The sequence below is a fragment of the Lysobacter sp. TAB13 genome (assembly GCF_052113885.1).
GTDB classification, from domain to species: domain Bacteria; phylum Pseudomonadota; class Gammaproteobacteria; order Xanthomonadales; family Xanthomonadaceae; genus Lysobacter; species Lysobacter gummosus.
Window position 1 is genome coordinate 157,170 of sequence record NZ_JBFRDR010000010.1, and the last position, 20,764, is coordinate 177,933.

Annotated in this window: 19 protein-coding genes and 1 pseudogene; 4 read left to right on the forward strand and 16 right to left on the reverse strand. The window is 66.8% G+C overall.

Translation table 11 applies throughout. The features are described 5' to 3' along the window. Nucleotides 1-3: 3 nt before the first annotated feature. From AB4Y92_RS13970 to AB4Y92_RS13985, 4 genes are all read right to left on the reverse strand, one after another. Complete coding sequence (locus AB4Y92_RS13970) at nucleotides 4-1,368, reverse strand: acyl-CoA thioesterase/bile acid-CoA:amino acid N-acyltransferase family protein (RefSeq protein ID WP_441820208.1); 1,365 nt, start codon at nucleotides 1,366-1,368, stop codon at nucleotides 4-6. Between the two features lie 122 nt (nucleotides 1,369-1,490). After that, complete coding sequence (locus AB4Y92_RS13975; RefSeq protein ID WP_441820209.1) at nucleotides 1,491-2,201, reverse strand: LytR/AlgR family response regulator transcription factor; 711 nt, start codon at nucleotides 2,199-2,201, stop codon at nucleotides 1,491-1,493. Then, entirely contained in the window at nucleotides 2,198-3,331 is a 1,134-nt protein-coding gene (locus AB4Y92_RS13980; RefSeq protein ID WP_441820210.1) for a sensor histidine kinase, read from the reverse strand. The genes AB4Y92_RS13975 and AB4Y92_RS13980 overlap by 4 nt, the downstream gene beginning before the upstream one ends. Nucleotides 3,332-3,597: 266 nt before the next feature. Continuing rightward, a complete protein-coding gene (locus tag AB4Y92_RS13985) occupies nucleotides 3,598-4,023 on the reverse strand; it encodes a hypothetical protein (RefSeq protein WP_441820211.1) in 426 nt (141 codons plus the stop codon). A gap of 500 nt (nucleotides 4,024-4,523) precedes the next feature. Between AB4Y92_RS13985 and AB4Y92_RS13990 the strand changes: the two genes are divergently transcribed. Beyond that, a complete protein-coding gene (locus AB4Y92_RS13990) occupies nucleotides 4,524-5,483 on the forward strand; it encodes an MBL fold metallo-hydrolase (protein WP_441820212.1) in 960 nt (319 codons plus the stop codon). Nucleotides 5,484-5,657: 174 nt separating this feature from the next. On the opposite strand, the gene AB4Y92_RS13995 is transcribed toward AB4Y92_RS13990, so the two are convergent. The 3 genes from AB4Y92_RS13995 to AB4Y92_RS14005 all read right to left on the reverse strand — a co-directional run bounded on the left by AB4Y92_RS13995 (nucleotide 5,658) and on the right by AB4Y92_RS14005 (nucleotide 7,877). Then, nucleotides 5,658-6,434: a DNA/RNA non-specific endonuclease gene (locus AB4Y92_RS13995; RefSeq protein ID WP_441820213.1), complete on the reverse strand. Its 777-nt coding sequence runs from the start codon at nucleotides 6,432-6,434 to the stop codon at nucleotides 5,658-5,660. Between the two features lie 233 nt (nucleotides 6,435-6,667). Continuing rightward, nucleotides 6,668-7,168: a hypothetical protein gene (locus AB4Y92_RS14000; protein ID WP_441820214.1), complete on the reverse strand. Its 501-nt coding sequence runs from the start codon at nucleotides 7,166-7,168 to the stop codon at nucleotides 6,668-6,670. A gap of 154 nt (nucleotides 7,169-7,322) precedes the next feature. After that, nucleotides 7,323-7,877, reverse strand: coding sequence for a hypothetical protein (locus tag AB4Y92_RS14005; RefSeq protein WP_441820215.1), 555 nt, complete (start codon nucleotides 7,875-7,877; stop codon nucleotides 7,323-7,325). 149 nt (nucleotides 7,878-8,026) lie between these two features. Here AB4Y92_RS14005 and AB4Y92_RS14010 point away from each other — a divergent pair, with 149 nt between their 5' ends. Beyond that, nucleotides 8,027-8,470: a hypothetical protein gene (locus AB4Y92_RS14010; RefSeq protein WP_441820216.1), complete on the forward strand. Its 444-nt coding sequence runs from the start codon at nucleotides 8,027-8,029 to the stop codon at nucleotides 8,468-8,470. Between the two features lie 75 nt (nucleotides 8,471-8,545). On the opposite strand, the gene rodA is transcribed toward AB4Y92_RS14010, so the two are convergent. The 5 genes and pseudogenes from rodA to AB4Y92_RS14035 all read right to left on the reverse strand — a co-directional run bounded on the left by rodA (nucleotide 8,546) and on the right by AB4Y92_RS14035 (nucleotide 14,762). Next, nucleotides 8,546-9,661 (reverse strand): rod shape-determining protein RodA, encoded by a 1,116-nt coding sequence (gene rodA / locus AB4Y92_RS14015; protein WP_441820217.1) that lies wholly within the window; start codon nucleotides 9,659-9,661, stop codon nucleotides 8,546-8,548. 248 nt (nucleotides 9,662-9,909) lie between these two features. Next, a pseudogene (gene mrdA, locus AB4Y92_RS14020) lies at nucleotides 9,910-11,886 on the reverse strand (penicillin-binding protein 2); the annotation flags it as partial. A gap of 22 nt (nucleotides 11,887-11,908) precedes the next feature. Beyond that, nucleotides 11,909-12,394 carry a rod shape-determining protein MreD gene (mreD, locus tag AB4Y92_RS14025; protein WP_441820218.1) on the reverse strand — a complete coding sequence of 162 codons (486 nt, stop codon included), beginning with the start codon at nucleotides 12,392-12,394 and terminating at the stop codon, nucleotides 11,909-11,911. Beyond that, the gene (mreC, locus tag AB4Y92_RS14030) at nucleotides 12,391-13,542 is read right to left on the reverse strand and encodes a rod shape-determining protein MreC (protein WP_441820219.1); all 1,152 of its coding nucleotides are present in this window, start codon (nucleotides 13,540-13,542) and stop codon (nucleotides 12,391-12,393) included. Before mreC ends, mreD begins: the two co-directional genes overlap by 4 nt. A 173-nt stretch (nucleotides 13,543-13,715) precedes the next feature. Continuing rightward, entirely contained in the window at nucleotides 13,716-14,762 is a 1,047-nt protein-coding gene (locus tag AB4Y92_RS14035; protein ID WP_057944408.1) for a rod shape-determining protein, read from the reverse strand. Between the two features lie 441 nt (nucleotides 14,763-15,203). Here AB4Y92_RS14035 and AB4Y92_RS14040 point away from each other — a divergent pair, with 441 nt between their 5' ends. After that, nucleotides 15,204-16,136 carry a carbohydrate kinase family protein gene (locus tag AB4Y92_RS14040; protein ID WP_441820220.1) on the forward strand — a complete coding sequence of 311 codons (933 nt, stop codon included), beginning with the start codon at nucleotides 15,204-15,206 and terminating at the stop codon, nucleotides 16,134-16,136. 353 nt (nucleotides 16,137-16,489) lie between these two features. Beyond that, entirely contained in the window at nucleotides 16,490-17,554 is a 1,065-nt protein-coding gene (locus tag AB4Y92_RS14045) for an alpha/beta hydrolase family protein (protein WP_441820221.1), read from the forward strand. An 18-nt stretch (nucleotides 17,555-17,572) separates the two neighbouring features. On the opposite strand, the gene AB4Y92_RS14050 is transcribed toward AB4Y92_RS14045, so the two are convergent. From AB4Y92_RS14050 to AB4Y92_RS14065, 4 genes are all read right to left on the reverse strand, one after another. Continuing rightward, on the reverse strand, nucleotides 17,573-18,052 hold the full coding sequence (locus tag AB4Y92_RS14050) for a GNAT family N-acetyltransferase (protein ID WP_441820222.1): 480 nt from the start codon (nucleotides 18,050-18,052) through the stop codon (nucleotides 17,573-17,575). Nucleotides 18,053-18,209: 157 nt separating this feature from the next. After that, the gene (locus AB4Y92_RS14055) at nucleotides 18,210-18,944 is read right to left on the reverse strand and encodes a glycoside hydrolase family 25 protein (RefSeq protein ID WP_441820223.1); all 735 of its coding nucleotides are present in this window, start codon (nucleotides 18,942-18,944) and stop codon (nucleotides 18,210-18,212) included. A 111-nt stretch (nucleotides 18,945-19,055) separates the two neighbouring features. Beyond that, a complete protein-coding gene (locus AB4Y92_RS14060; RefSeq protein WP_441820224.1) occupies nucleotides 19,056-19,787 on the reverse strand; it encodes a hypothetical protein in 732 nt (243 codons plus the stop codon). Further along, a complete protein-coding gene (locus AB4Y92_RS14065) occupies nucleotides 19,784-20,761 on the reverse strand; it encodes an alpha/beta fold hydrolase (protein WP_441820225.1) in 978 nt (325 codons plus the stop codon). Before AB4Y92_RS14065 ends, AB4Y92_RS14060 begins: the two co-directional genes overlap by 4 nt. Nucleotides 20,762-20,764: the final 3 nt, after the last annotated feature.

Genomic DNA, 20,764 nt, shown 5'->3' on the forward strand with positions numbered 1-20,764 from the left:
GCCTCAGCGAACGACAGTCTCGGGCTTGAGCGTGCGCCGCAAAAATCCAAGCGTCGCCGCCCAGGTCTTGGCCTGCGCCTTGGCGTTTTCCATCGCATCGCCACCGAAACCCGCCAATCCGGGTTGCCAGCCGGTGCTTGAAATGCCGTGGCCGGCGTTCCTGAAAATAAGCGCCGTCGTCGGCAGCCCCGCCGCGGCGCGCGCTTCGGCGATGTTCTGCACCGCCACACCCGACGCCCATACGCCGTCGGCCATTCCTCCGGCGACCAGCAACGCGCCGGCGTAACGTTCCACCGGAATGCGCGAGGCCGCGGCCTTTTTCGGATACGCCCAGCGCCCGGCATCGGAGGTGCCGCGCAGATCGAACAGCAGCCCTCTCGCGCCTGCCAGCATATCGGCGTGGAAGCCGACGTAAGGCGTGAACGGGAGCGGCGTGCCGTGGAAGGAGAAAGACGAATGGGCCGCGCCGTCGGTTTCATCGCGCCATCCCCAACCGCCGCGCACCACATCGCTGGGCACGATCGCCACCACCGACTTGATCCACGGGTAATGCGTCGCCGCGATCAGCGAAAATTCCGCGCCTTTCGATACGCCGTAGAGCCCGATCCGCTCCGGATCGACCTCCGGCCGCGTCTTCAGCCAGGCCCATGCGCTTTCCAGGCGATCCACCGGAATATCGATGAAGCGCGCCGGCAACTGCGGAAACTGCGCGCGCGTCTGGCCCGGGTGCACCGGCGAGTAATACGGCAAGCCCAGGACGACGTATCCCTCCGATGCCAGCCGCGGGGCGATGTAGCGCGCGGTGTAGTCCCCGCCTTCGCCGCCGCCCAGCGCGATCAGGGTCGGATAACGTCCCGGCCCGGGCGGGCGCGCCAGCACCGCACCGGGAAAGGCCGCGATCTGCTCCACCACGACCTCGGGCTTGCGATTGAACTGCACCACCGTGGTCGTCGCCACCGCGCTGTCCTGCACGAAGGCGGTGAAGCGAAACTCGTTGGTCTTGCCGCCGCCGACATAGGGAAACACCGGCCCCATCGACCAGAACAGCCCGCTGGCGTCGGCGCCGCTGTAACTGCCCGACAGCGGCGCCTGACTGCCGATGTCCACGCGTCCGGCGGCGTCGGCGCGAAACTGCGCGTGCGATCGCTGCACCGTGGGCAAGGGCAAATCCAGCGAGCGTTCGCCTCGCACCTCGACCAGCGAATTGGGCGCCAGTCCGGTCAGAGTCAGCGCGACGGACTCGCCGTCGAGCACTTCTTGCAACGAACCCTGCGCGAACTGCTGCGCCGATGCGGGCGCGGCGACGGACAGGGCATAAACGAAAAAGCCGGCAGCCAAGGCACGGGAGAAATCGACAGGCGACAACATGGGTCAGTCCTCGTTGGAGTACGAAGACCCTAGCCGCGCGCTCCCGGGACGGTGCGCCCGGATCGGCGAACGCGCCGGATCGGCCGCTCAACGGGCGCATGCGCCGGCGAACGGCGCCGCGCTCAGGTGATCGCCGCGCGCAGGCGCTGCGAACTCTCGCGGCTGGCGATGATTTCCACGCCGTCGGCCATGACGATGGCCAGGCGCCGCGCATCGTGTGCGAACAGGCGCTCGATCCGGTCGAGATTGACGATATGCGAGCGGCTCACGCGCACGAACCGCTCGCCGTCCAGCTTGGCTTCCAGCGCCGACAGCGGGGTCGAGCACCAGTACGGCCCGCCCGGCGCATGCACCAGGACGTAATCGTCCTGCGCCTCGAAGCGGCTCACCTCGGCGATGCGCACCGGCACGATGTCGTCGCGATGGCGCACGAACAAGCGCTTCAGCGGCGCCGGCGCGGTAACCGGCCCCATCCGCGCCACCACGCGTTCGATCGCCGCGGCGAAGCGCGCCTGTCCGAACGGCTTGAGCAGATAATCGAACGCGCCCAGATCGAAGGCCTGCGCGGCGTGCGTGGGATCGGCAGTGGTGAACACCACGGCCGGCAGATGCCGGGCCAGCGACAGCGCCTCGATCCCGCTCATGCCCGGCATCTGGATATCCAGCAGCACCAGCGTCGGCTGCAGCAGGTCGATCTGCGCGAGCGTCTCGTTTCCCGACGCCGCAGTGCCGGCCAGTTCCAGGCGCGCATCGCCCTGCACCAGCTCCACCAGCGATTCGCGCGCCAGCGGCTCGTCCTCGCAGATCAGCGTGCGCAGCGGCGCGGCGGTCATGGCGCGGCGCCCAGCACTAGCGGCAGATCGATCCGCGCCACGAAGCCGGACTCACGCGCATCGACGTGCAGACTCGCTTCGCCGGCATAGCGCTCGCGCAAGCGGCGCCGGATCAACGACAAGCCCACGCCGGTGGAAGCGACCGCCGATGCGCCGCCGCTGCCGTCGTCCTCGACGCTCAGATGCAGGTGCCCCTCGCTGACAGTCGCGCGGATCGTCACCGTGCCGCCGGCCAGCGACGGCGCGATCGCATGCTTGATCGCGTTCTCGACCAGCGGCTGCAGGGTGAACGCGGGAATGATCGCGCCCAGCGCTTCGTCCGCGATCGCCGCGTCCACGCGCAGCCGTTCGCCCAGGCGCAGGCTTTCCAGTTCCAGATAGGTGAGCACGAACGCCCATTCCTCCGACAGGCGCACATCGTCGTGCGCCCCGGTCTTGGCCGCGAGCGCGTAACGCAGCAGATCACCCAACTGCTCCACGGCGGTCTGGGCGGCGGCCGGATCGCGGCGCACCAGCGCATGCACCGAATGCAGGGTGTTGAACATGAAATGCGGATTGAGCTGAGCGCGCAGCATCGCCAACTCGGCCTGGCTGCGCAGCATCTCGGCGCGCTCGGCCCGCACGGCCTGTTCGCGCGAACGCAGATCGCCGCGATAGGCGTAGGTCAGCCCGGCGATCACCAGATAGACCACGATGCCTTGAATCACCTGCCAACGGTTCGGGGCCGAGCGGAAGGTCAGCGTCGCGTACTCCGCGATCTGCATCCCGCGCGCCAGCACCACCATCGCGATCGACGCCATCCAGGCCAGCGAATACAGCAGCGCGAACAGCGCCTGCATCGCCACGAACCATCCCGGCGCGGGCCGCATCCAGGCGATGCGCCGAGCCGCCGCGATGACCGCCAACCCGAGCAACGCGCCGGGCACGATATTGGTCGCCGCATCGGCGAGGTAGCCGGCGAGCGTAGCGCCGGGATAGGCGGGGAACGCCGACAGATACGCCAGCCCGATCAGCAGCCATGTCCCTACATAGGCGATGCCGATGCGGCGCAGCGACGAAGCGGCGGCGCCCGCCGCCCAGTCGCCATCGGGCGGCGGCAGAACAGGGGCATGCGAAGGTGCGGATGTCATGGCCGTGATACCGGAGTCAGCGTGATCGCGGCCGGACCGCGCGCCGCCGCCCGCAGCCTACCGCGTGGCGGGGATCGCAGACAGTGACGGAACGTCGGGCGGGACATGACGCCCGTGCGAGCGCGAGAGCGCTCCATTCCGGTTCGTTCGCCGCGTCGGGCCGCTGCAAGATCGCGCGGATCAACGCCGCATTGTCGGCACGCGTGATTAGACGACGCAGGCAGACTCGCGCTCACGGCGCGGCGCTCTGCCTCGGCCCGGGCGGCTCAACCCCAGAACACCCACCAGGGCTTTTGTTCCTGCCGCGGCATCGCATACGGGCACAGCACCGCCCACGGCCCGCCGCTTTGCGACAGGAACAGGCGATGCGAGAACACGCGGCCGTCGGCGGTGCGCACTTCTTCGCTGACCACATAGAAACAGTCCGCGTAATGCTCGGTGGCGGTGACGCGGGTGGTGACGCCGGCCAGATCCGGCGGCCCGGCCTGCCGCCACTTCGCTTCCAGCGATGCAGCGAGTTGAGCGATCGCCTCGGCGGTGACCGCGCCGGGGCGCTTGTCGAGATGTTGCAGCACCAGTTGCGCTTCAAGTCCGAAATCGCGGTACGTGGCCGCCAAATCCATGTCGTGGGCGCGGTAAGCGCTTTGCAATGCGTGCAGCGCTTTTTGCGCGGTAGACAAGTCCGTATCCATAAGCGTCTCCATGAGTTTCAAGCCGGCCGGATCGACAGGCTGGAACTCAATGCCGCCACGCCCGGAGCCTGATGCGCTGCAACGGGCCCACCGCGCGACACGCGGGGCCTTGCAGACGAAGGCCCACAATGCACCCTTCGGTCGGGTAATGCATCTTTGGAGGCGATGCCCATCGTTCGGCGGCAGACGCGCGCTACGACGCGATGTGCCTGCGCGCGATGTATTCGCGCCGATTCAGGCGTCGATACGGAAGCGATCGGCGCTGATCGTGTGTCGTCTGCTCGCTCGGCAATGCGCGGCCCGAAAAGCGACCGCGGCGAAAACTGCCAATTAACCAGGGCATTTCCGCCTCGGAACGCGGATCGTCCCGCCTCAGGAACCACGCGATTTCCGCCGGCCGCCGCCGCCCGCCCGCCCGCCCGCAGCGTTCCATTTCCTCCGCTTCCGAATCCCCGCCGCCGCGCTCTATCCTCGCCGCTCCACCCCCACCGAGATGCCCCATGACCCGCACCCCGCTCTTCCTGACGATGGCCGCCGCGCTCACCGGCGCCTTGCTTGCCGGGTGTTCGCAGCAACCGGCGCCGCCCGCCGCCACCGCACCGGCGGCCACCACGCCGGCCGCCGAAGCCGCGCCCAAGCCGGCCGAAAACGCCGACGTGTTCCGCTTCAAGATCGGCGCCTTTGATGCGGCCGCATTGAAGGACGGCGACATCGACGCCCCCAACGACGGCACCACCTTCGCCATCGGCCAGCCCAAGGCCGACGTGGACGCGCTGCTGACCGCCGCCGGCCAGCCCACCGACGTGCTGCACCTGAGCATCCAGCCGCTGCTGGTCCGCGCCGGCGAACGCGTGCTGCTGTTCGACACCGGCGCCGCCGACGCCTCGTTCGCCCGCGCGGGCCGCCTGCCCGCCTCGCTGCGCGCGGCCGGCGTCGAGCCCGCCCAGGTCACCGACGTCTTCATCTCGCACCATCACGCCGATCACGTCGGCGGCCTGCTGACCCGCGACGGCGCCCTCGCCTTCCCCAACGCCGCCGTGCACCTGTCCGCGCCGGAATGGAACGGCATCAAGGCCAACAAGGACGAAACCAAACTGGCCGCGGCGATCGGCCCGAAGGTGCAGCCCTTCGAACCCGGCACGCAGATCGTCCCTGGCGTGGTCACCGCCGTCGCCGACGCCGGCCACACCCCAGGCCACAGCGCGTATGAAATCGGCACCGGCGACGATCGCCTGCTTTACATCGGCGACACCGCGCACCACCACGTGATCTCGGTGGAGCGTCCGGAGTGGACGGTGCAGTACGACGAAAACGCGCCGGAGGCGCAGAAGCAGCGCCGCGCCTTGTTGCAGCGCGCGGCCGACGGGAAAGTGCGCGTGTACGCGGTGCACTTCCCGTTCCCGGGATTGGGCCGCATCGAGGCTAAGGGCGACAGCTTCGTCTGGGTGGCCGAGCACTAAGGCGGCAAGGCTCTGGTTCGGGCAGGCGCTCTTCGTGCGGGAAGGCGAAGAGCGCTTGTTCGCCGGACGTTGCGCGGGGCCGGTTGGCGCGAATGCGACATCGCCAACCTGCCGTCCCGATAACGCGCCTGCCGGCGCTGCCGGCATCATCGACTCGTAACGGACCACGCCCGCTTACGGCAGCACCAACACCTCGCTCCAATCGGCCGAGGTCTGACTGCGCAGCGCCGCCGGCAGGCCCGGGAACGCATCGACGAACGCGGTGCGCTTGAGCTCATCGATCGAAATCACCTTACACACCGGCGCCAGATTGTTCTCGCACCAGTACGCGCCGGCGACGCCGGCCTGCGGCACGTACACCGCCTTCCAGGTTTGCGTGGGCACCACCACCTTGCCGCTGGCGATGGTGGTGCTCATGTTGTCGAAATCCGGGCCGGTCACCACGTAGGCATCGTCGTAGCTGCTGGCGACGATGCGCACCGTGTTCTCGATCCGCGCCCAGATCCCGCGATTCAACTTGCCGGTCTGCGGCACGATGTTGGCGACCGAGAAGGTTTCCTTCTGCGCCGTCGTGGTCGAAGCGTCGCCGGCCGGCATCATGTGGCCGCGGTCGTAACCACTGTTGGTATAGCTGGCATGAGTGGTGGCCAGACCCGGCTCGCTGAAGAAGTTGGAATCGATGCGGGTGATCGAATCCGCGCCCGCGACCTTCGCCTTGGTCAGATGCTCGGCGGACCACAGACTGCCGCCGGTGATCTTCGAGGCGTACAGGTTGTACTCCTTGTAGCAGACCGAAATGGCCCCCTGAGTCAGCTCGGTATTGCTGAGCGCCGGCTTCTTGCCGCCCTGGTACTGCTCGTTATGCGTCGTCGTGCAGGTGGCCGCTGCGGCCGAACCGATCGCACCGCACAGACCCAGCACCGCGACCATTGCCAACGTATTGCGCGCCATGACGACTCCAGAACTACCGATAGATTCTGGAAGCGTCGCCTATGTTTTATGCATATGGATGACGGATGTATTGCGTAAAAACTTCCGTGCGTGCTGCCGCAGCGCGCGATCGACGGGAAAGTGCGTGTGTATGCGGTGCACTTCCCGTTCTCGGAATTGGGACGACTTGAGGCTAAGGGCTACAGTTTTGTTTGAGTGGGTGAGCGCTGAGGCATCGGCCCACCCGGTCGTTGTTAGTTCGACAGTTGCAGACTCCGCTCCACTCCGCGAAGACATTCACCGCGGAGTTTCGAAACGGTCTTCGGTGGCTTTGCCGCCAAGGACGATCGCAGCTTCAGCAAGTAGCCATGGGGCAATTCGCTGTCTGGCGCGAATACGCAGACGGACGATCCGTCGCCTCGCCACCAATACGCTTTGAGCCATGGAAGCACCTGATAAGGCTTGGCTACCAGGGCTTTCGCCAACGCATCGTTAAGCTCCTCCGAAGCGCCGGCATCGACTGCCGGCGCCACAGCCTGCGCCGCATCGATCCAACGTGAATCGCCCGATCCAACGCCATCGAGGAAACGTTTGATGTCGTGCGGCGAAGACCAGATCGCTCGCACGGCCGCAGGCGCGCCGCGGGTTCGAACCATCGACTGGACATCCTCGGGCGCGAGCGGCTTATCCGCCGCGACCGTCGTGACTGCGACAAGCAGCATTGCCGAGGCCAGGATTGAGACAAGCCACAGCATCAGAATTCTCCTGGCGGAAAAATCGCGAATTCCGGCACGTTCTTCTGCCCCAGTGCGAACGGCCTCTCGGGAATCCGGGCACGGGGTTGGAGTAGATTCCCCTAAAGTTTCCAGCCTCATCAGAGAAGGCCCCTCTAACCCGTATTTAGGATCGCTACACATGGGTCTTGAGGTAGCTGGCATAAAAAGGAGACGCCCGCATTGGCTTGAGTGCCCAGTGATACTTAGCGCCGCTGCGCTTTCCGATCACGTAGTCCAGCTTTTCGCGACTGTAATGGTGGTGAGGAAATCGACGTCTCTCAAATTGCTTGTTCCAAAGCGGAGCCGAGCCAAACCGCTCACCGAAACGCTCTAGGACAACCGCTTCACAGTCGAGATAGGTGTTCTCCTGCTTTCGAACCCTGGGCGTTGCCACGCATACTTGAAAGCTGAAGCCGCTAACGAGCTCTTCAAGCTTACGCGCCCATTTTTTATGAGAGGCGATCCTGGATCCGAAACTTCCTTCTCCGACGTAAACTGCAGGCGACTCTCCCCTGGGATAGCTGATTACGAAATTTCCGGCCAATCGAATCACATACACGCTTCTGTCAAGCATCCCCTTTGAAGCGCCTGCATTTACCAAACGAGGCAAAAGATCTTTTTGCCAAGTTTCGTCCGGGCTCCAATCCACGCAAGTCCAGACAAGCGGTACAGTTATATCTGCTGGCATTTGTCACCTCCTATGACACGTGAATAGTGCAGATCAATCCTGAGTGCATTCCTCACCCCATTGCCTTCGCAATATCTCCTTTTTAGATATTCAAAACTAGCCATTACTGTTGTGTTCCTTACCGACGCACTCAAGCGAGGAACGCGACCATGCCACACTCAAATCCAGCAACCACTTCCTTCGATTTGTTGCTGCAGTTGCTGCCAGCCATTCCCGGGCGAGCCGAGTCAGCGGCGTATCTGACAAAGTTCGATCCAGCAGCACTCAACAACCTCCGCACCAAAGCCTCGGACTTGCATCATCGGGCCGTCGATGAGGCGCGGGATTTGCTCGAAATCGCGCTGGAGTCGCTGGAACATCCCTTGTCTCCAGAACACCAACGCCGTTTGATCGAGCGAGCGGACGACGAGTTGGCATTAGCCCAGCGTTGGGGCGAACTGGCGGCGAACGCGCGGTTCTGCTTGGAGCGCCCGGAGTTGGCGCGGCAGTTAGCGGGAGATGCGCAGTTGGAGGACGCGGATCCTATGATCGACACATCAGGCAACGGTACGGCGGCGGCACGCGAGCGTGTGCGGATGCGCTCGACCAGATGAGCGGCGGGGATTTTCGGTCGCGGCTTGCACCGCTCCTACAAGCTGGCATCGGAAGCTACGGCGCGAGCTGCTCGCTCAACGCCCACCATGCACAGGCTTGTGCGCCCGCACAGCCATCACCACACCCAACCCCGCCAACAACGAAACCGCCGACGTACCGCCATAACTCAACAACGGCATCGGCACGCCCACCACCGGCAACAACCCGGAAATCATCCCGCCGTTGACGATCACGTACACGAAGAACGCCAGCCCCAACGCCCCGGCGATCAACCGCGAATAGCCATCGCGCGCTCCGGCGGCGATCCACAAACACCGCCCGACCACGAACAGGTACAGCGCCAGCACCGTGATCACCCCAACCCATCCGAACTCTTCACTCAGCACGGCGAAGATGAAGTCGGTGGTGTGTTCGGGCAGGTAGTTCAGATGCGACTGCGAGCCTTGCAGCCAGCCTTTGCCGGTCATGCCGCCGGCGCCGATGGCGATCTTGGACTGGATGATGTTCCAGCCGGTGCCCAGCGGGTCGGTCTCGGGGTTGAGGAAGGTCAGGATGCGGTCTTTCTGGTACGGGCGCAGCAGCCAGAACCAGGCGACCGGGGCGATCGCGGCGACGCCGCTGAAGGCGGCGACGAACCACCACCACGACAGGCCGGCCAGGTACAGGGCGAAGGCGCCGCTGATGCCGACCAGCATCGCGGTGCCGAAGTCGGGCTGCAGCAGGATCAGGATGGTCGGCACGCCGATCAATACGGCGGCGACGATGACGTTGAAGAACTTCGGCGGCAGCGGTTGGCGGTTGAGGTACCAGGCCACCATCATCGGCAGGCTCAGCTTCAACAGTTCGGCGGGCTGGAAGTAGAAGACCTTCAGGTCGATCCAGTGGCGGCCGTGCTTGCCGGTGCCGACCACCAGCACCAGCAGCAGCGGCACCATCGATACCGCGTAGATCACCGGGGTCCAGTTGCGCAGTTGCGGCATCGACATGCGCGACAGGCCCCACATCGCGGCCAGGCCGATGGCGAAGCGCGAGCCCTGCGCGAACACCATGCGGGTGGAGTGTTCGCCGGCGCTGTACAGCACCGCCAGCCCGATCACCATCAGCGCCAGCAACGCGCCGAGCATCAGCAGGTCGAGCGTGCGGGTAAAGCGCAGGCTCATGTCCCACAGGTAGCGCAGGATCACTCTCATCGCTGCGGCCCGGTACTCGGCGGCGCCACTGCGTCGTCTTCGGGGTCCACGTCGGGTTCGATCAACGCGTCGTCGCTGCGCGCCGGCGCTTCGCGCGCGGGCTCTTCCGGTACCGCCGAGCCCGGCGGCAGATGAGGACGCAGCATTTCCGGGCGCTGCAGAATCTGCGGCGTGTGCCCCGGCTGCGCGGCGACGCGCGCGTTGGCCACGGCCACCGCCGCGGCCCAGGCGCCGTTGACCGGCACCGGCACGAGCTTGGGTTCTTCGCCGGCCACGGTGTTGCCGGCGGCTGCGGTCGCGCCCGCAGCGGGTGTGCCCGCGGGCGCGGCGCCGGCGAGCGGCGCCACCGGCGGCGCGCCTTTGTCCTTGGCCGGATCGGGTTCGGGCATCTTGCCGAGCAACCAGGCGTCGAAGATCTTGCGCGCGATCGGCGCGGCGGTGCTGCCGCCGTAGCCGCCGTGTTCGACCATCACCGCCACCGCGATGGTCGGGTTGTCGGCCGGCGCGTAGCCGACGAACAAGGCCTGATGGCGCAGGTGGAACGGCAGCGAATGCGGATTCATGCTGACGTTGCCCTTGCGGCTGACCTTCTGCGCGGTGCCGGTCTTGCCGGCCATGCGATAAGGCGCGCCGCGCGCCATCATCTGCGCGGTGCCGCGCGAGCTGTGGATGGTGCCTTCCATGCCTTCGTGCACGGCTTGCAGGTGCGCGGGATTGTCGGTGATCCGGGTCGCCGGCTGCAGCACCTTGGGCACCCACGGCGATTCATAGCCGGTGCGGATTTCGCGCACCAGATGCAATTGATGCAAGGTGCCGCCGTTGGCGATGGCGGCGGTGCCGCGCGCCAGTTGCAGCGCGGTCACCACCCAATAGCCCTGGCCGATGCCGGCGATCACGGTCTCGCCCGGGTACCAGCCTTCCTTCTTGTTGCGCTTGGCCTTCCACGCCGGCGACGGCAGGATGCCGATGTTTTCGCCGAGCAGGTCGATGCCGGTCTTCTGGCCGAAGCCGTAGCGGGTCATGTACTGATCGACGCGGTCGATGCCCATGTCCAGCGCGAGCTTGTAGTAATAGGTGTTGACCGACTGGGCGATGGATTCGCGCAGGTCCACCCAGCCGTGGCCGCCGCCGTGCGAATCGCGATAGCCGCGCTTCTGCCCGGGGATGTGGAATTCGCCCGTGGACAGGATGCGGTCTTCGGGACGGCGGAATCCGCTGTCGAGCCCGGCCAGGGCCATGAACGGTTTCATCGTCGAACCCGGCGGGCCGCCGCCGAGCACGTTGCGGTTGAACTGCGGGCGCGAGGGATCGTCGTTGAGCGTTTTGTAGTCGACGTTGGAAATGCCGTTGACGAACATGTTGCTGTCGTAGCTGGGCAGGCTGACCATGCCCAGCACTTCGCCGGTGCGCGGGTCCACCGCCACCGCCGAGCCGTCCATGTCGCCGAAGGCGGTGACCATGGCGCGTTGCAGATCGAGGTCGATGCTCAGGCGCAGGTCGGCGCCGGGCTTGGCCGGGACGTGGCCGACCTGGCGGATCGGGCGGCCGTCCACGTTGGTTTCGATCTGCTCGTAACCGATCTGGCCGCGCAGCTGTTCTTCGTAGGAGCGCTCCAGACCGGTCTTGCCGGTGTGGGTGAGCACGCCGTTGCGGCCCATCGTCTCCTGGTCCTTGGTGTCGATGCGGCCGACGTAGCCCAGCACGTGCGCGAACAACTCGCCGTAGGGATAGCGGCGGTTGAGGTAGGACACCAGCTCGACGCCGGGGAAGCGCCAGCGATCGACCGCGAAGGCGGCGACTTCGGCGTCGCTGACGCGCAGCTTCAGCACGATCGGCTTGAAGCCGCGGGTGGCTTTGCGTTCGGCTTCGAAGCGGGCGATGTCTTCCGGCGTCAGCGCGACCACCTTGGCCAGTTGCGGCAGCCACTTCTCGCTGTCGCCGGCTTCGCTGGGCGTGACCTCGATGCGGAAGGCCGGCACGTTGTCGGCCAGGATGCGGCCCTGGCGGTCGTAGATCAGGCCGCGTCCGGGCACGACCGGGCGCAGCTTGACCCGGTTGGCTTCCGAGCGCATCGCGTAGTCGTCGTGTTGCCACACCTGCAGGCGGAAGTACCAGAAGCCCAGGCCCAGCACGCCGGCCAGCACGCAGGCGAAGGCGATGGCCGCGCGCATGCGGAATTGCTCGGCTTCGCCCGCGGTGTTCTTCAACACCCGTTTGCTTTGCAGCAGTTTGCGGCGCGGGCCCATGTCAGCGCCTGCGCCAGCTGCCCAGACGCAGCGCGTCGAGCAACAGGAAGATCACCGGCCACAAGGCCATGCCGGTCAGCGGCGACAGCCAGAACAGCGAAGGCAGCGGCGGTTCGCGCAGCACCATGTGGATGGCGGCGGTGACGATGCGGTCGTTGAGCATCAGCCCGCCCACCGCCAGCGCTTGCTGCGACAGCGGGAAGAACCGCAGCCGCGCGCGGAAGCGCTGCAGGATGAAGGCCATCACCACCAGCCGCAGGGCTTGTTCGCCCAGCAAACCGTCGGAGACCAGATCGCCGGCCAGGCCGACGATGAAAGCGAAGCCCAGGCCGACCCGGTCCGGGTCTTCGATCACCCAATACGCCAGCACCAGCCCGAGCCAGTACGGCCGCAGCGCCAGCAGCAGTTGCGGCACCGGCAGCAGGCTCAGGGCCAGCGCGGCGAGCAGACTGACCGGCAGCACCCATTGGTGGCGGGCGCGGGTCATCGGCGGTTCCCGTCGGCGCTGGCCGCCGGTTTTTGCTGCGGCGCGGGCGCGGTGCGCGCGGGCTTGGGCGCGGCGGCGCTGGCGCCGGCGTCACCGTCATTGCCGGCGGTGCTGACGAAGGCGCGCGAAGCCGGCGCCGGCGCGTCGTCGGGCTGGGTGTTGGAATGCAGCTTGGGCTTCTTCGCCGCGACCGCGGCGGCGGCGCTGGCGGCGTTCTCGGCCGCGGCCTGCGCGGCCGGCGAGGACGCCGACGGGCCTTCCGGCATCGCCGGCTGGGTGTCGAATTGATTCGTATCGGCCGGCGGCGGCGGGATCGACAGCAGCACCAGCACCTCGCGGCCGCGGTCGAGCTGCGCGGCCGGCTTCACTTCGCCGACCAGGAAGGCGCGGCTGTCGTCGGGCCGCAGCGCGGTGATGGTGCCGACCGGGAAGCCCGGCGGGAAACGCCCGCCCAGGCCCGAAGTAACCAGCACATCGCCGACGCGCACGTCGCTGGACAGCGGCACGCTGCGCAGCATCAGGCTGTCGCTGCGGCCTTCGCCGTAGACCACCAGCCGCACGCCGTTGCGCGCGACCGCGACCGGCACCGCGTGCGAGGGATCGGTGATCAGCAGCACGCTGGCGTGCAGCGGGGTGATGCCGGTGATCTGGCCGAGCAGGCCGCCGGCGTCGATCACGCTCTGGCCGACCCGCACTTTGTCGCGGCTGCCGGCGTCGAGCACCAGGCGCTGCCGCGTGGGATCGAGGTCGATATCCAGGATCGGCGCCAGCACCACGTCCAGGTTGCCGCGCTCGGCCGCTTCGAGCAGCCCGCGCAGGCGCAGGTTGTCGGCGGCCACCGACTGCAATCGCGCCATCCGCGCCTGATTGATCAAAGCCTCGTTGCGCAGGCGGCGGTTTTCTTCCGTGAGCTGGCTCAAGGTGCCGGCGTCGTCGCTGACGCGCTCGACCAGACGCCCGGGCCAGCCGGCGATCGCCCACAGCGGCGCGACGATGGTCGCCGTCTGCTTGCGCGCTTGATTGAGCCAACCGCCGCGATGATCGAGCACGATCAGTACCAGCGCGAGTGCCAGATACGCCATCAGGCGCAACGTATCGGCGACTTCGCCGCTACGGGCTGCGGTGGAGGGACCGGCGTAGGGGGGCATTGGGGCCGGGATTCGGGATTCGGGAATCGGGATTCGTAAAAGCGCGAACGCAGCGACGAATCGCTGCGCGCGCTTGCCAATTGACTGCTGAGACTAACGCCTGAGCGTCGAAGGAACCAGACGCGGGGAACCGGCTTTGACGAATCCCGATCCCCGAATCGCGATTCCAGGCCTTATTCCGGCGCGAAAAACTCGTTGCCGTGCATGTCCACCAGTTCCAGCGCGCGGCCGCCGCCGCGGGCCACGCAGGTCAGCGGATCGTCGGCGACCTGCACGTGCAGGCCGGTTTCCTCGCTGATCAGACGGTCCAGGTCGCGCAGCAGCGCGCCGCCGCCGGTGAGGACGATGCCGCGCTCGGCGACGTCGGCGCACAGTTCCGGCGGGGTCTGCTCCAGCGCCAGCTTGATCGCCGCGACGATGCCGGCCAGCGGCTCGCGCAGCGCTTCGAGCACTTCGTTGGAGTTGATCTGCACCATCTTCGGCACGCCCTCGGCGAGGTTGCGGCCGGAGATCTCGATGGTGGCGGCGCGTTCCTGCGGGTAGGCGCAGCCGATTTCGAGCTTGATGCGCTCGGCCGTGGCTTCGCCGATCAGGGTGCCGTAGGTGCGGCGCACGTAATTGATGATGGCTTCGTCGAAACGGTCGCCGCCGATGCGCACCGAGGCCGAGTAGACGATGCCGTTGAGCGCGATCACCGCGACCTCGGTGGTGCCGCCGCCGACGTCCACGACCATCGAGCCGCGCGCCTCGGTCACCGGCATGCCGGCGCCGATCGCCGCGGCCATCGGTTCTTCGATCAGGTAGACCTCGCGCGCGCCGGCTTCTTCCGCCGACTCCTTGATGGCGCGGCGCTCGACCTGGGTCGAGCCGCAGGGCACGCACACCAGCACGCGCGGGCTCGGGCGCAGGAAGCGCGATTTGTGCACCTTGCGGATGAAATGCTTGAGCATTTCCTCGGTGTAGGTGAAGTCGGCGATGACGCCGTCCTTCATCGGCCGGATCGTGGTGATGTGACCGGGGGTGCGGCCGAGCATCTGCTTGGCCTCGCCGCCGACCGCCGCCACGGTCCGATTGCCGCCGATCAGCCGGTCCTGGCGCACTGCGACCACGGACGGCTCGTTCAGGACAATCCCTTGCCCACGCACATAAATGAGTGTGTTGGCCGTGCCCAAATCGATGGACAGGTCATTGGAGAACATGCCGCGAAACTTCTTGAACATCGGGGGATTGGGCCGTTAAAAGTATGGGCGAGGCGGGGGCATTAGCCTAGCAACCGCCCCCCCTGCGAGCAAGGAAAATCAACGGTTTCGAAGCGATTCCTCCATTCAGCAAGCAAGCGGCGCGGCGCCCGGGCACCCTGGGGATAAGTCCGGGCCGGGCGGCCGCTCGCCGGGTCCGGGGCGGCGACCGCCCCGGCGGGTCCGGGCCCGGCCCCGGATCGGCCCGATCCGGCCGCCGGCGGCGCCCCGGACCGCGGCCGCGGGGGCTCGCAAGTTCCCCCATCGCCCGGCATCCTCGCCCCGGTGACGCAAAAAACTAGCCGCCCGCGCGCCCAACGGCTACCCTACGCCGCCGGGCGGTCACACACCGCCCGCTTTTGTGTTCGCCGCCGATGCGCGCGCGACGCGACGATTCCAATAAAAATCTTTCGGGGTGAACCAATGTCTGCGCTGATCTGCGGCTCGCTGGCCTACGACACCATCATGGTGTTTCCAGACCAGTTCAAGAACCACATCCTGCCGGACAAGGTGCACATCTTGAATGTGTCGTTCCTGGTCCCGCGCATGCGTCGCGAGTTCGGCGGTTGCGCCGGCAACATCGCCTACAACCTCAAGCTGCTCGGCGGCGATCCGATTCCGATGGCCACCGTCGGCCAGGATTTCGGCCCGTATCGCGAGTGGTTCGAAGAGCAGAAGATTCGCCTTGAGTGCGTCAAGGAAATCCCGGAGCTGTTCACGCCGCAGGCGTTCATCACCACCGATCACGACAACAACCAGATCACCGCGTTCCATCCCGGCGCGATGATGCGTTCCTACGAGAACCACGTGCGCGACGTGAAGGGCGTGACCTTCGGCATCGTCAGTCCCGACGGCCGCGAAGGCATGATCCAGAACGCGACCGAATTCGCCGAACTGGGCATCCCCTTCATCTTCGACCCGGGCCAGGCGATGCCGTTGTTCAACGGCGAAGAGCTGCGTCATTTCATCGACCAGGCCGACTACGTCACCGTCAACGATTACGAATCCAACCTGCTGCAAGAGCGCACCGGCTGGAGCGAGAACGACATCGTCAAGCGGGTCAAGGCTTACATCACCACGCGCGGCCCGCACGGCTCGCAGATTCATACGCCGGAAAAGACCTACGACATTCCGCCGGCGCACGAGCGCCGCGTGACCGATCCGACCGGCTGCGGCGACGCGTTCCGCGCCGGCTTGATCTTCGGCATCGAGAAGGGCTTCGACTGGCTGACCATCGGCCGCATGAGCAATCTGATGGGCGCGCTGAAGGTCGAGCATCCGGGCACGCAGAACCAGCGCTTCGATTACGAAGAGTTCGCCGAGCAGTTCCGTCAGCAGTTCGGGTATGCGCTTTAAGGCGGGGATTCGATATTGAGGATTCGGGATTCGCTGAGGCGGGTTCTTGGATTCGGATCGATAGGTTCGATGTGAAAAATCCCGGCCTTGGCCGGGATTTTTTTTTGGCTGGGCTGGGTTGTCGCATCTGAGCGAAGAACATCGGGGCTGAAGCCCCTCCCACAAAAGACCTCGCGGCTCTTCAGCTACTGTCAGGCACGAAGTCTTTTGTGGGAGGGGCTTCAGCCCCGATGCCTTTCGCTCCGACACCACGCCCCCACCTCTCATCCCCGCCCGCAACCGCCCATCCCTCGCACCTCGCCGCGCCCCGCGCCGGCCGTAGAATCGGCGCAACCCTCGCGAGGAACCCGCCCATGCCGCGCCGCGCCACGCATTGCCTCACCGCCTTGCTGCTCACCGCCTTCGCCCTGGCCGCGCACGCGCAGGGCGCGGGCTTGAGCAAGATCGAAACCCGCGAAGCCACCACCGGCACCACGGTCCCGGCGGTGGTGCTGTATCCCAGCAGCGAGGCCAAGGACGACGCAGTCAGCGAAGTCGGCCCCTACGCCATCGCCGCCGTGCGCGAAGCCGCGCTCGCCGACGGCAAGTTCCCGCTGATCGTGCTCTCGCACGGCCACGGCGGCAGCATGTACGGCCATCACGACCTCGCCGCCGCCCTCGCCCGCCACGGCTACATCGTGGCGATGCCGCAACACGTCGGCGACAGCTTCGACGACCTCAGCGGCGCCGGCACCGATCGCGTCCTGCTCGGCCGCGCCTGGCAGGCCAGCGCGGTGATCAGCGCGATGCTCAAGGACCCGCGCTTCGGTCCGCACATCGACGAGGACAAGATCGGCTCGGCCGGATTCTCCGCCGGCGGTTACACCACCTTGCTGCTGCTCGGCGCCAAGCCCGATTTCGACTTGTTCCCGGCGTTCTGCAAGAAATACCCGGGCACGCCGGAGTTGTGCGACCGCCCGCTGCCGACTTCGGCGCAAGTCCACAGCATCGCCAATCCGCCGCCGACCGCCGATGCGCGCGTGCGCGCCGGGTTCTCGATGGCGCCTTTCAGCATCCTGTTCGGCGAGGACTCGCTCAAGGACGTGAAGACGCCTGTGTTCCTGTACATCGCACAGAAAGACCAGGTATTGATGCCGTCGGAAAACGGCTTGCGCATCCGTCCGCTGTTGCCGAATCTGTACGAATTCGGCGAGGTCGCCGACGCCGGCCACTACGTGTTCCTGCCGCCGTGCAGCGCCGAATTGGCCAAGGACGTGCCGGTGATCTGCACCGACAAGCCGGGGATCGATCGCGCGAAAATTCATGAGCGCATCAATGCCGATGCGGTGCGTTTCTTCGATGCGCAATTCAAGGACGGCCGGTCCGCGCCAGTGGCCGCGCCCACCGCGGGCTCGGGGCGCAAGCATTCGGAGTTGTAGACCGGCGCACGCGCCGGATTACAAGCGCTTGCGGAATACCGCGACATTGACGCCATGCTGCGGCGTGGTGTCCAGGTACTCCCAGCCCATCCGCCGCATCAGGCTGCCGGCGGTGGCGGTGCCGGCGTAGATGGCGCGATGGCCCAGCCGCATCGCCTGCGCTTGCAAGGCGGCGATGAGTTGCGCGCCGATGCCGCGTCCGCGCCATTGCGGCACGACCAGCCCGGCCGCGGCCCAGGGCGTGAACTGCGGATAGGCGTCGATGGACGCGGCCTTGAGCACGGCGATGCCGACGACTTCGCCGTCGAGCAAGGCGACCACGCCCACCGGCAACACGTCGCGGCCGCAGCACGCGGCCAGATCGCCGGCGGCGTCGCCGGGGCCGTGCGCGCCGTAGTGGTCCGGCCATTCGGCTTCGAACATCCGTTGCAAGGCCGGCAAGGCGTCGATGTGATCGGCCAGCAAGTCGATTCGCACCGGCGGCAGCGCAGCGCTCATGTTGTGACGCTCGCGTCACTGACGATGCGGCGGAGCGAATCGGCGGCGGAATCGAAGGAACGACGCATGCGGCATCCTGCGCTCGGTGCGATGGCTTCGATCTTATCCACGAATGCGCGCGACGGAATCGTTCGCGCCGTCGCCCATCACAGTTCGCTCATCGCGCGCCCGCGACCTGCGCGCCGCCGCGCCAGCGTTCCAGCGCGGCCGCATCGCCGGCGTAGACGTTCAGATCCACCGGCCCGACGATGCCCGCGACCCGGGCGCGGTTGTGGTACTGCCACACCGTCCACGGCGCGCGCGCATCCGGCGCGTGCAGGATTGATCGCCGCCACAGCGCGCGCGCAGGCAAGGCCTCGCGGTAGGCGTCGAAGAACTCCGGGGTCACGTACAACAAGGCGGGTTTTCCGTAGGCCGCTTCGGTGGGCGCCAGGAACGCGTCGAGTTGCGCGCGCATGGTTGCCGCGTCCGGACGCAGCCCGCAATTGCCGCCGAATTCCAGATCGACCGCCGGCGGCAATGCGTCGGCCTCGACCGGCACCGCGTCGATGAAATTGCGCGCCTGCTCGGCGCCGGTGCGGCAGAAGGTGAAGAAGTGATAGGCGCCGACCGCCAGCCCGGCCGCGCGCGCCTGGTGCCAGTTGTCGGCGAAACGGCGATCGCGGTGATCGCCGCCTTCGCTGACTTTCAGATAGACGAAGGCGACATCGTCGGCGGCGACGGCGGGCCAATCGATCGCGCCCTGATGATGCGAAACGTCGATGCCGCGCAGCGGATAACGCTCGCGATCGGGCTGCCAGTGCAGGAACCAGTAGCGCACGGCGGTCGCCGAGGCCAGCGCCAGCAGCGCCACGGCCAGGGTCCAGGCGGTAATGCGCAGCGGACGCTTCATGCGATGCGCGTTCCGGTCAGCCTTCGCGACATTCAACCAGCGCGCGAACGCCAGCGCGCGCCGGCCCGGCCCATGCGCCGGTCGCGTTCAACGCAAAGCCGCGCCGATATTTCATCGCCAACCCGGCAGCTTGCCCTGATTCAAACCGCCGACTTCGAAGCTCGCCGTGCGCTTGCCGCCGGCCTTGACCGGGAATTCGATCGACAACTCCTTCGCCTCGCCGATCATGCGCCACAGGCCGCGTTCGTCCTCGACGAACATCGCGATGGCTTCGTCGGTCTTCGGCCGGCTGCCGGCCATGGTCTTGCTCTTGCCGTCCACCGTCACCTTGAGCTTGCAGCCGCCGTAGCAATCGAAGTCGCCGGTTTGCAGCACCAGGTAACTGCTGCGGCCCCAGTCGGGATGATCGCGGAAGATCAACTGCACCGGACGCGGAATGCTGCCGTCGGTTTCCACGTTGGCGCGGGCGTAGATCGACGCCGACAGTTGGGTGCCGCTCTTGCCCTTGGCCAGCTTGACCGGCGTGCTCATGTACGACCACAGCGATTCCACCCGGCGCTGTTCGCGCGCGGCCTTGGCCTTGGTGTGCGATTCCTCGTACAGCGGCCGCACGCGGTCGGCGGTGGGCGTGCCGGGATATTTCGACGTCACGATTTCGCCGTAGGCCGAGGCCATTTCCCAGTTCTTCTGGCCGTAGGCGGTGTCGAAGTCTTTCGCCGCGGCGGCCGCGGCCTGTTCCTGCTGCGCGGCCTTGGCCGCTTCGGCGACCTTCGGGTCGGGTTTCTCGCAGCCGGCGAGGATCATCGCGGCGGCGAGCAGCAAGGTGGCTTGGCGAGTGTTCATCGTGCTTGCCCTTTGGCTATCAGTTGGTTCACCGCGTCCGCGGATTGATCCGGACGCTCGACGATGGACATATGCCCGCAACCGTCGAGCAGCACGCGCTGGGCTTGCGGCAGTTTCGCCGCGTACAGATCCAGCGCGCTGGGGTCGATCACCGCGTCTTGCTCGCACCATAGCAGCAAGGTCGGCTGGCGGATGTTGGCCGCTTCGTTGCCGGGCGCGAAGCGCTCCTCGCCGCGGCCGATCTTGTCCAGCACCGCCTGTTCGAAGGCGGCGTCGCGCTTGCGCCGGTCGATATAGATGCGATCGGCCGGCCACGGGATGACCGGCTTGGCGCCATCGTCGTAGAACACGATGTCGATGTAGCGCTGCAGCGATGCGGCATCGCTCACCGCGAACGGATTCTTGCCGCGCAGCACGGCCAGGCCGAAGGCGTTGTCCTGGAAGCGCACGCCGGCGGCGTCGAACAGGCCCAGGTAATCGACCTGGTCCGGATGCCGCGCCGCGGTCAGCGCGACGATGCCGCCGCCCATCGAGTGCCCGAGCAGCACCAGCGGGCTGCCGGGCTTGCGCGCGACCTGTTCGATGAAGCGCGCGACGCGGTCGTTCTGCGCCACGAAGCCGTAGTCGCCGCCGGCATGGCGCTCGCTTTCGCCCCAACCGGGCAGATCGGGAATGAACAAGCGATAGCGGCCGCGCAGACGCTGCGCCAGCGGATACCAGTTTTCCTTGCTGCCTGTGAAGCCGTGGATCATCACCACGGTCGGCGCGTTCGCCGGCGCGTCGTCGTTGTAGGCGTAGACCCAGCGATGGTCGTCGATCTTCACCGTGTTGCGGGTAAGCCCGGCGAGGATGCGCTGGCGCGAGTAATCGGCCAGCACCACGCGATACGGGTCCAGCCACAGCCACACGAACAAGGCGCACAGCAAAACGGCCGCCACCAGGGCGACCGTTTTGATGATCCGACGCAGGCTCACGCG

Coding starts and splice junctions, on each gene's coding strand:
- AB4Y92_RS13980 (WP_441820210.1), bottom strand. CDS start 3,331: ATGACATCCGCACCTTCGCATGCCCCTGTTCTGCCGCCGCCCGATGGC.
- AB4Y92_RS14000 (WP_441820214.1), bottom strand. CDS start 7,168: ATGCTGTGGCTTGTCTCAATCCTGGCCTCGGCAATGCTGCTTGTCGCA.
- rodA (WP_441820217.1), bottom strand. CDS start 9,661: ATGAGAGTGATCCTGCGCTACCTGTGGGACATGAGCCTGCGCTTTACC.
- AB4Y92_RS14010 (WP_441820216.1), top strand. CDS start 8,027: ATGCCACACTCAAATCCAGCAACCACTTCCTTCGATTTGTTGCTGCAG.
- mreD (WP_441820218.1), bottom strand. CDS start 12,394: ATGACCCGCGCCCGCCACCAATGGGTGCTGCCGGTCAGTCTGCTCGCC.
- AB4Y92_RS13970 (WP_441820208.1), bottom strand. CDS start 1,368: ATGTTGTCGCCTGTCGATTTCTCCCGTGCCTTGGCTGCCGGCTTTTTC.
- AB4Y92_RS14055 (WP_441820223.1), bottom strand. CDS start 18,944: ATGAAGCGTCCGCTGCGCATTACCGCCTGGACCCTGGCCGTGGCGCTG.
- AB4Y92_RS14050 (WP_441820222.1), bottom strand. CDS start 18,052: ATGAGCGCTGCGCTGCCGCCGGTGCGAATCGACTTGCTGGCCGATCAC.
- AB4Y92_RS14035 (WP_057944408.1), bottom strand. CDS start 14,762: ATGTTCAAGAAGTTTCGCGGCATGTTCTCCAATGACCTGTCCATCGAT.
- AB4Y92_RS14040 (WP_441820220.1), top strand. CDS start 15,204: ATGTCTGCGCTGATCTGCGGCTCGCTGGCCTACGACACCATCATGGTG.
- AB4Y92_RS13990 (WP_441820212.1), top strand. CDS start 4,524: ATGACCCGCACCCCGCTCTTCCTGACGATGGCCGCCGCGCTCACCGGC.
- AB4Y92_RS13975 (WP_441820209.1), bottom strand. CDS start 2,201: ATGACCGCCGCGCCGCTGCGCACGCTGATCTGCGAGGACGAGCCGCTG.
- mreC (WP_441820219.1), bottom strand. CDS start 13,542: ATGCCCCCCTACGCCGGTCCCTCCACCGCAGCCCGTAGCGGCGAAGTC.
- AB4Y92_RS14045 (WP_441820221.1), top strand. CDS start 16,490: ATGCCGCGCCGCGCCACGCATTGCCTCACCGCCTTGCTGCTCACCGCC.
- AB4Y92_RS13985 (WP_441820211.1), bottom strand. CDS start 4,023: ATGGATACGGACTTGTCTACCGCGCAAAAAGCGCTGCACGCATTGCAA.
- AB4Y92_RS14005 (WP_441820215.1), bottom strand. CDS start 7,877: ATGCCAGCAGATATAACTGTACCGCTTGTCTGGACTTGCGTGGATTGG.
- AB4Y92_RS14060 (WP_441820224.1), bottom strand. CDS start 19,787: ATGAACACTCGCCAAGCCACCTTGCTGCTCGCCGCCGCGATGATCCTC.
- AB4Y92_RS13995 (WP_441820213.1), bottom strand. CDS start 6,434: ATGGCGCGCAATACGTTGGCAATGGTCGCGGTGCTGGGTCTGTGCGGT.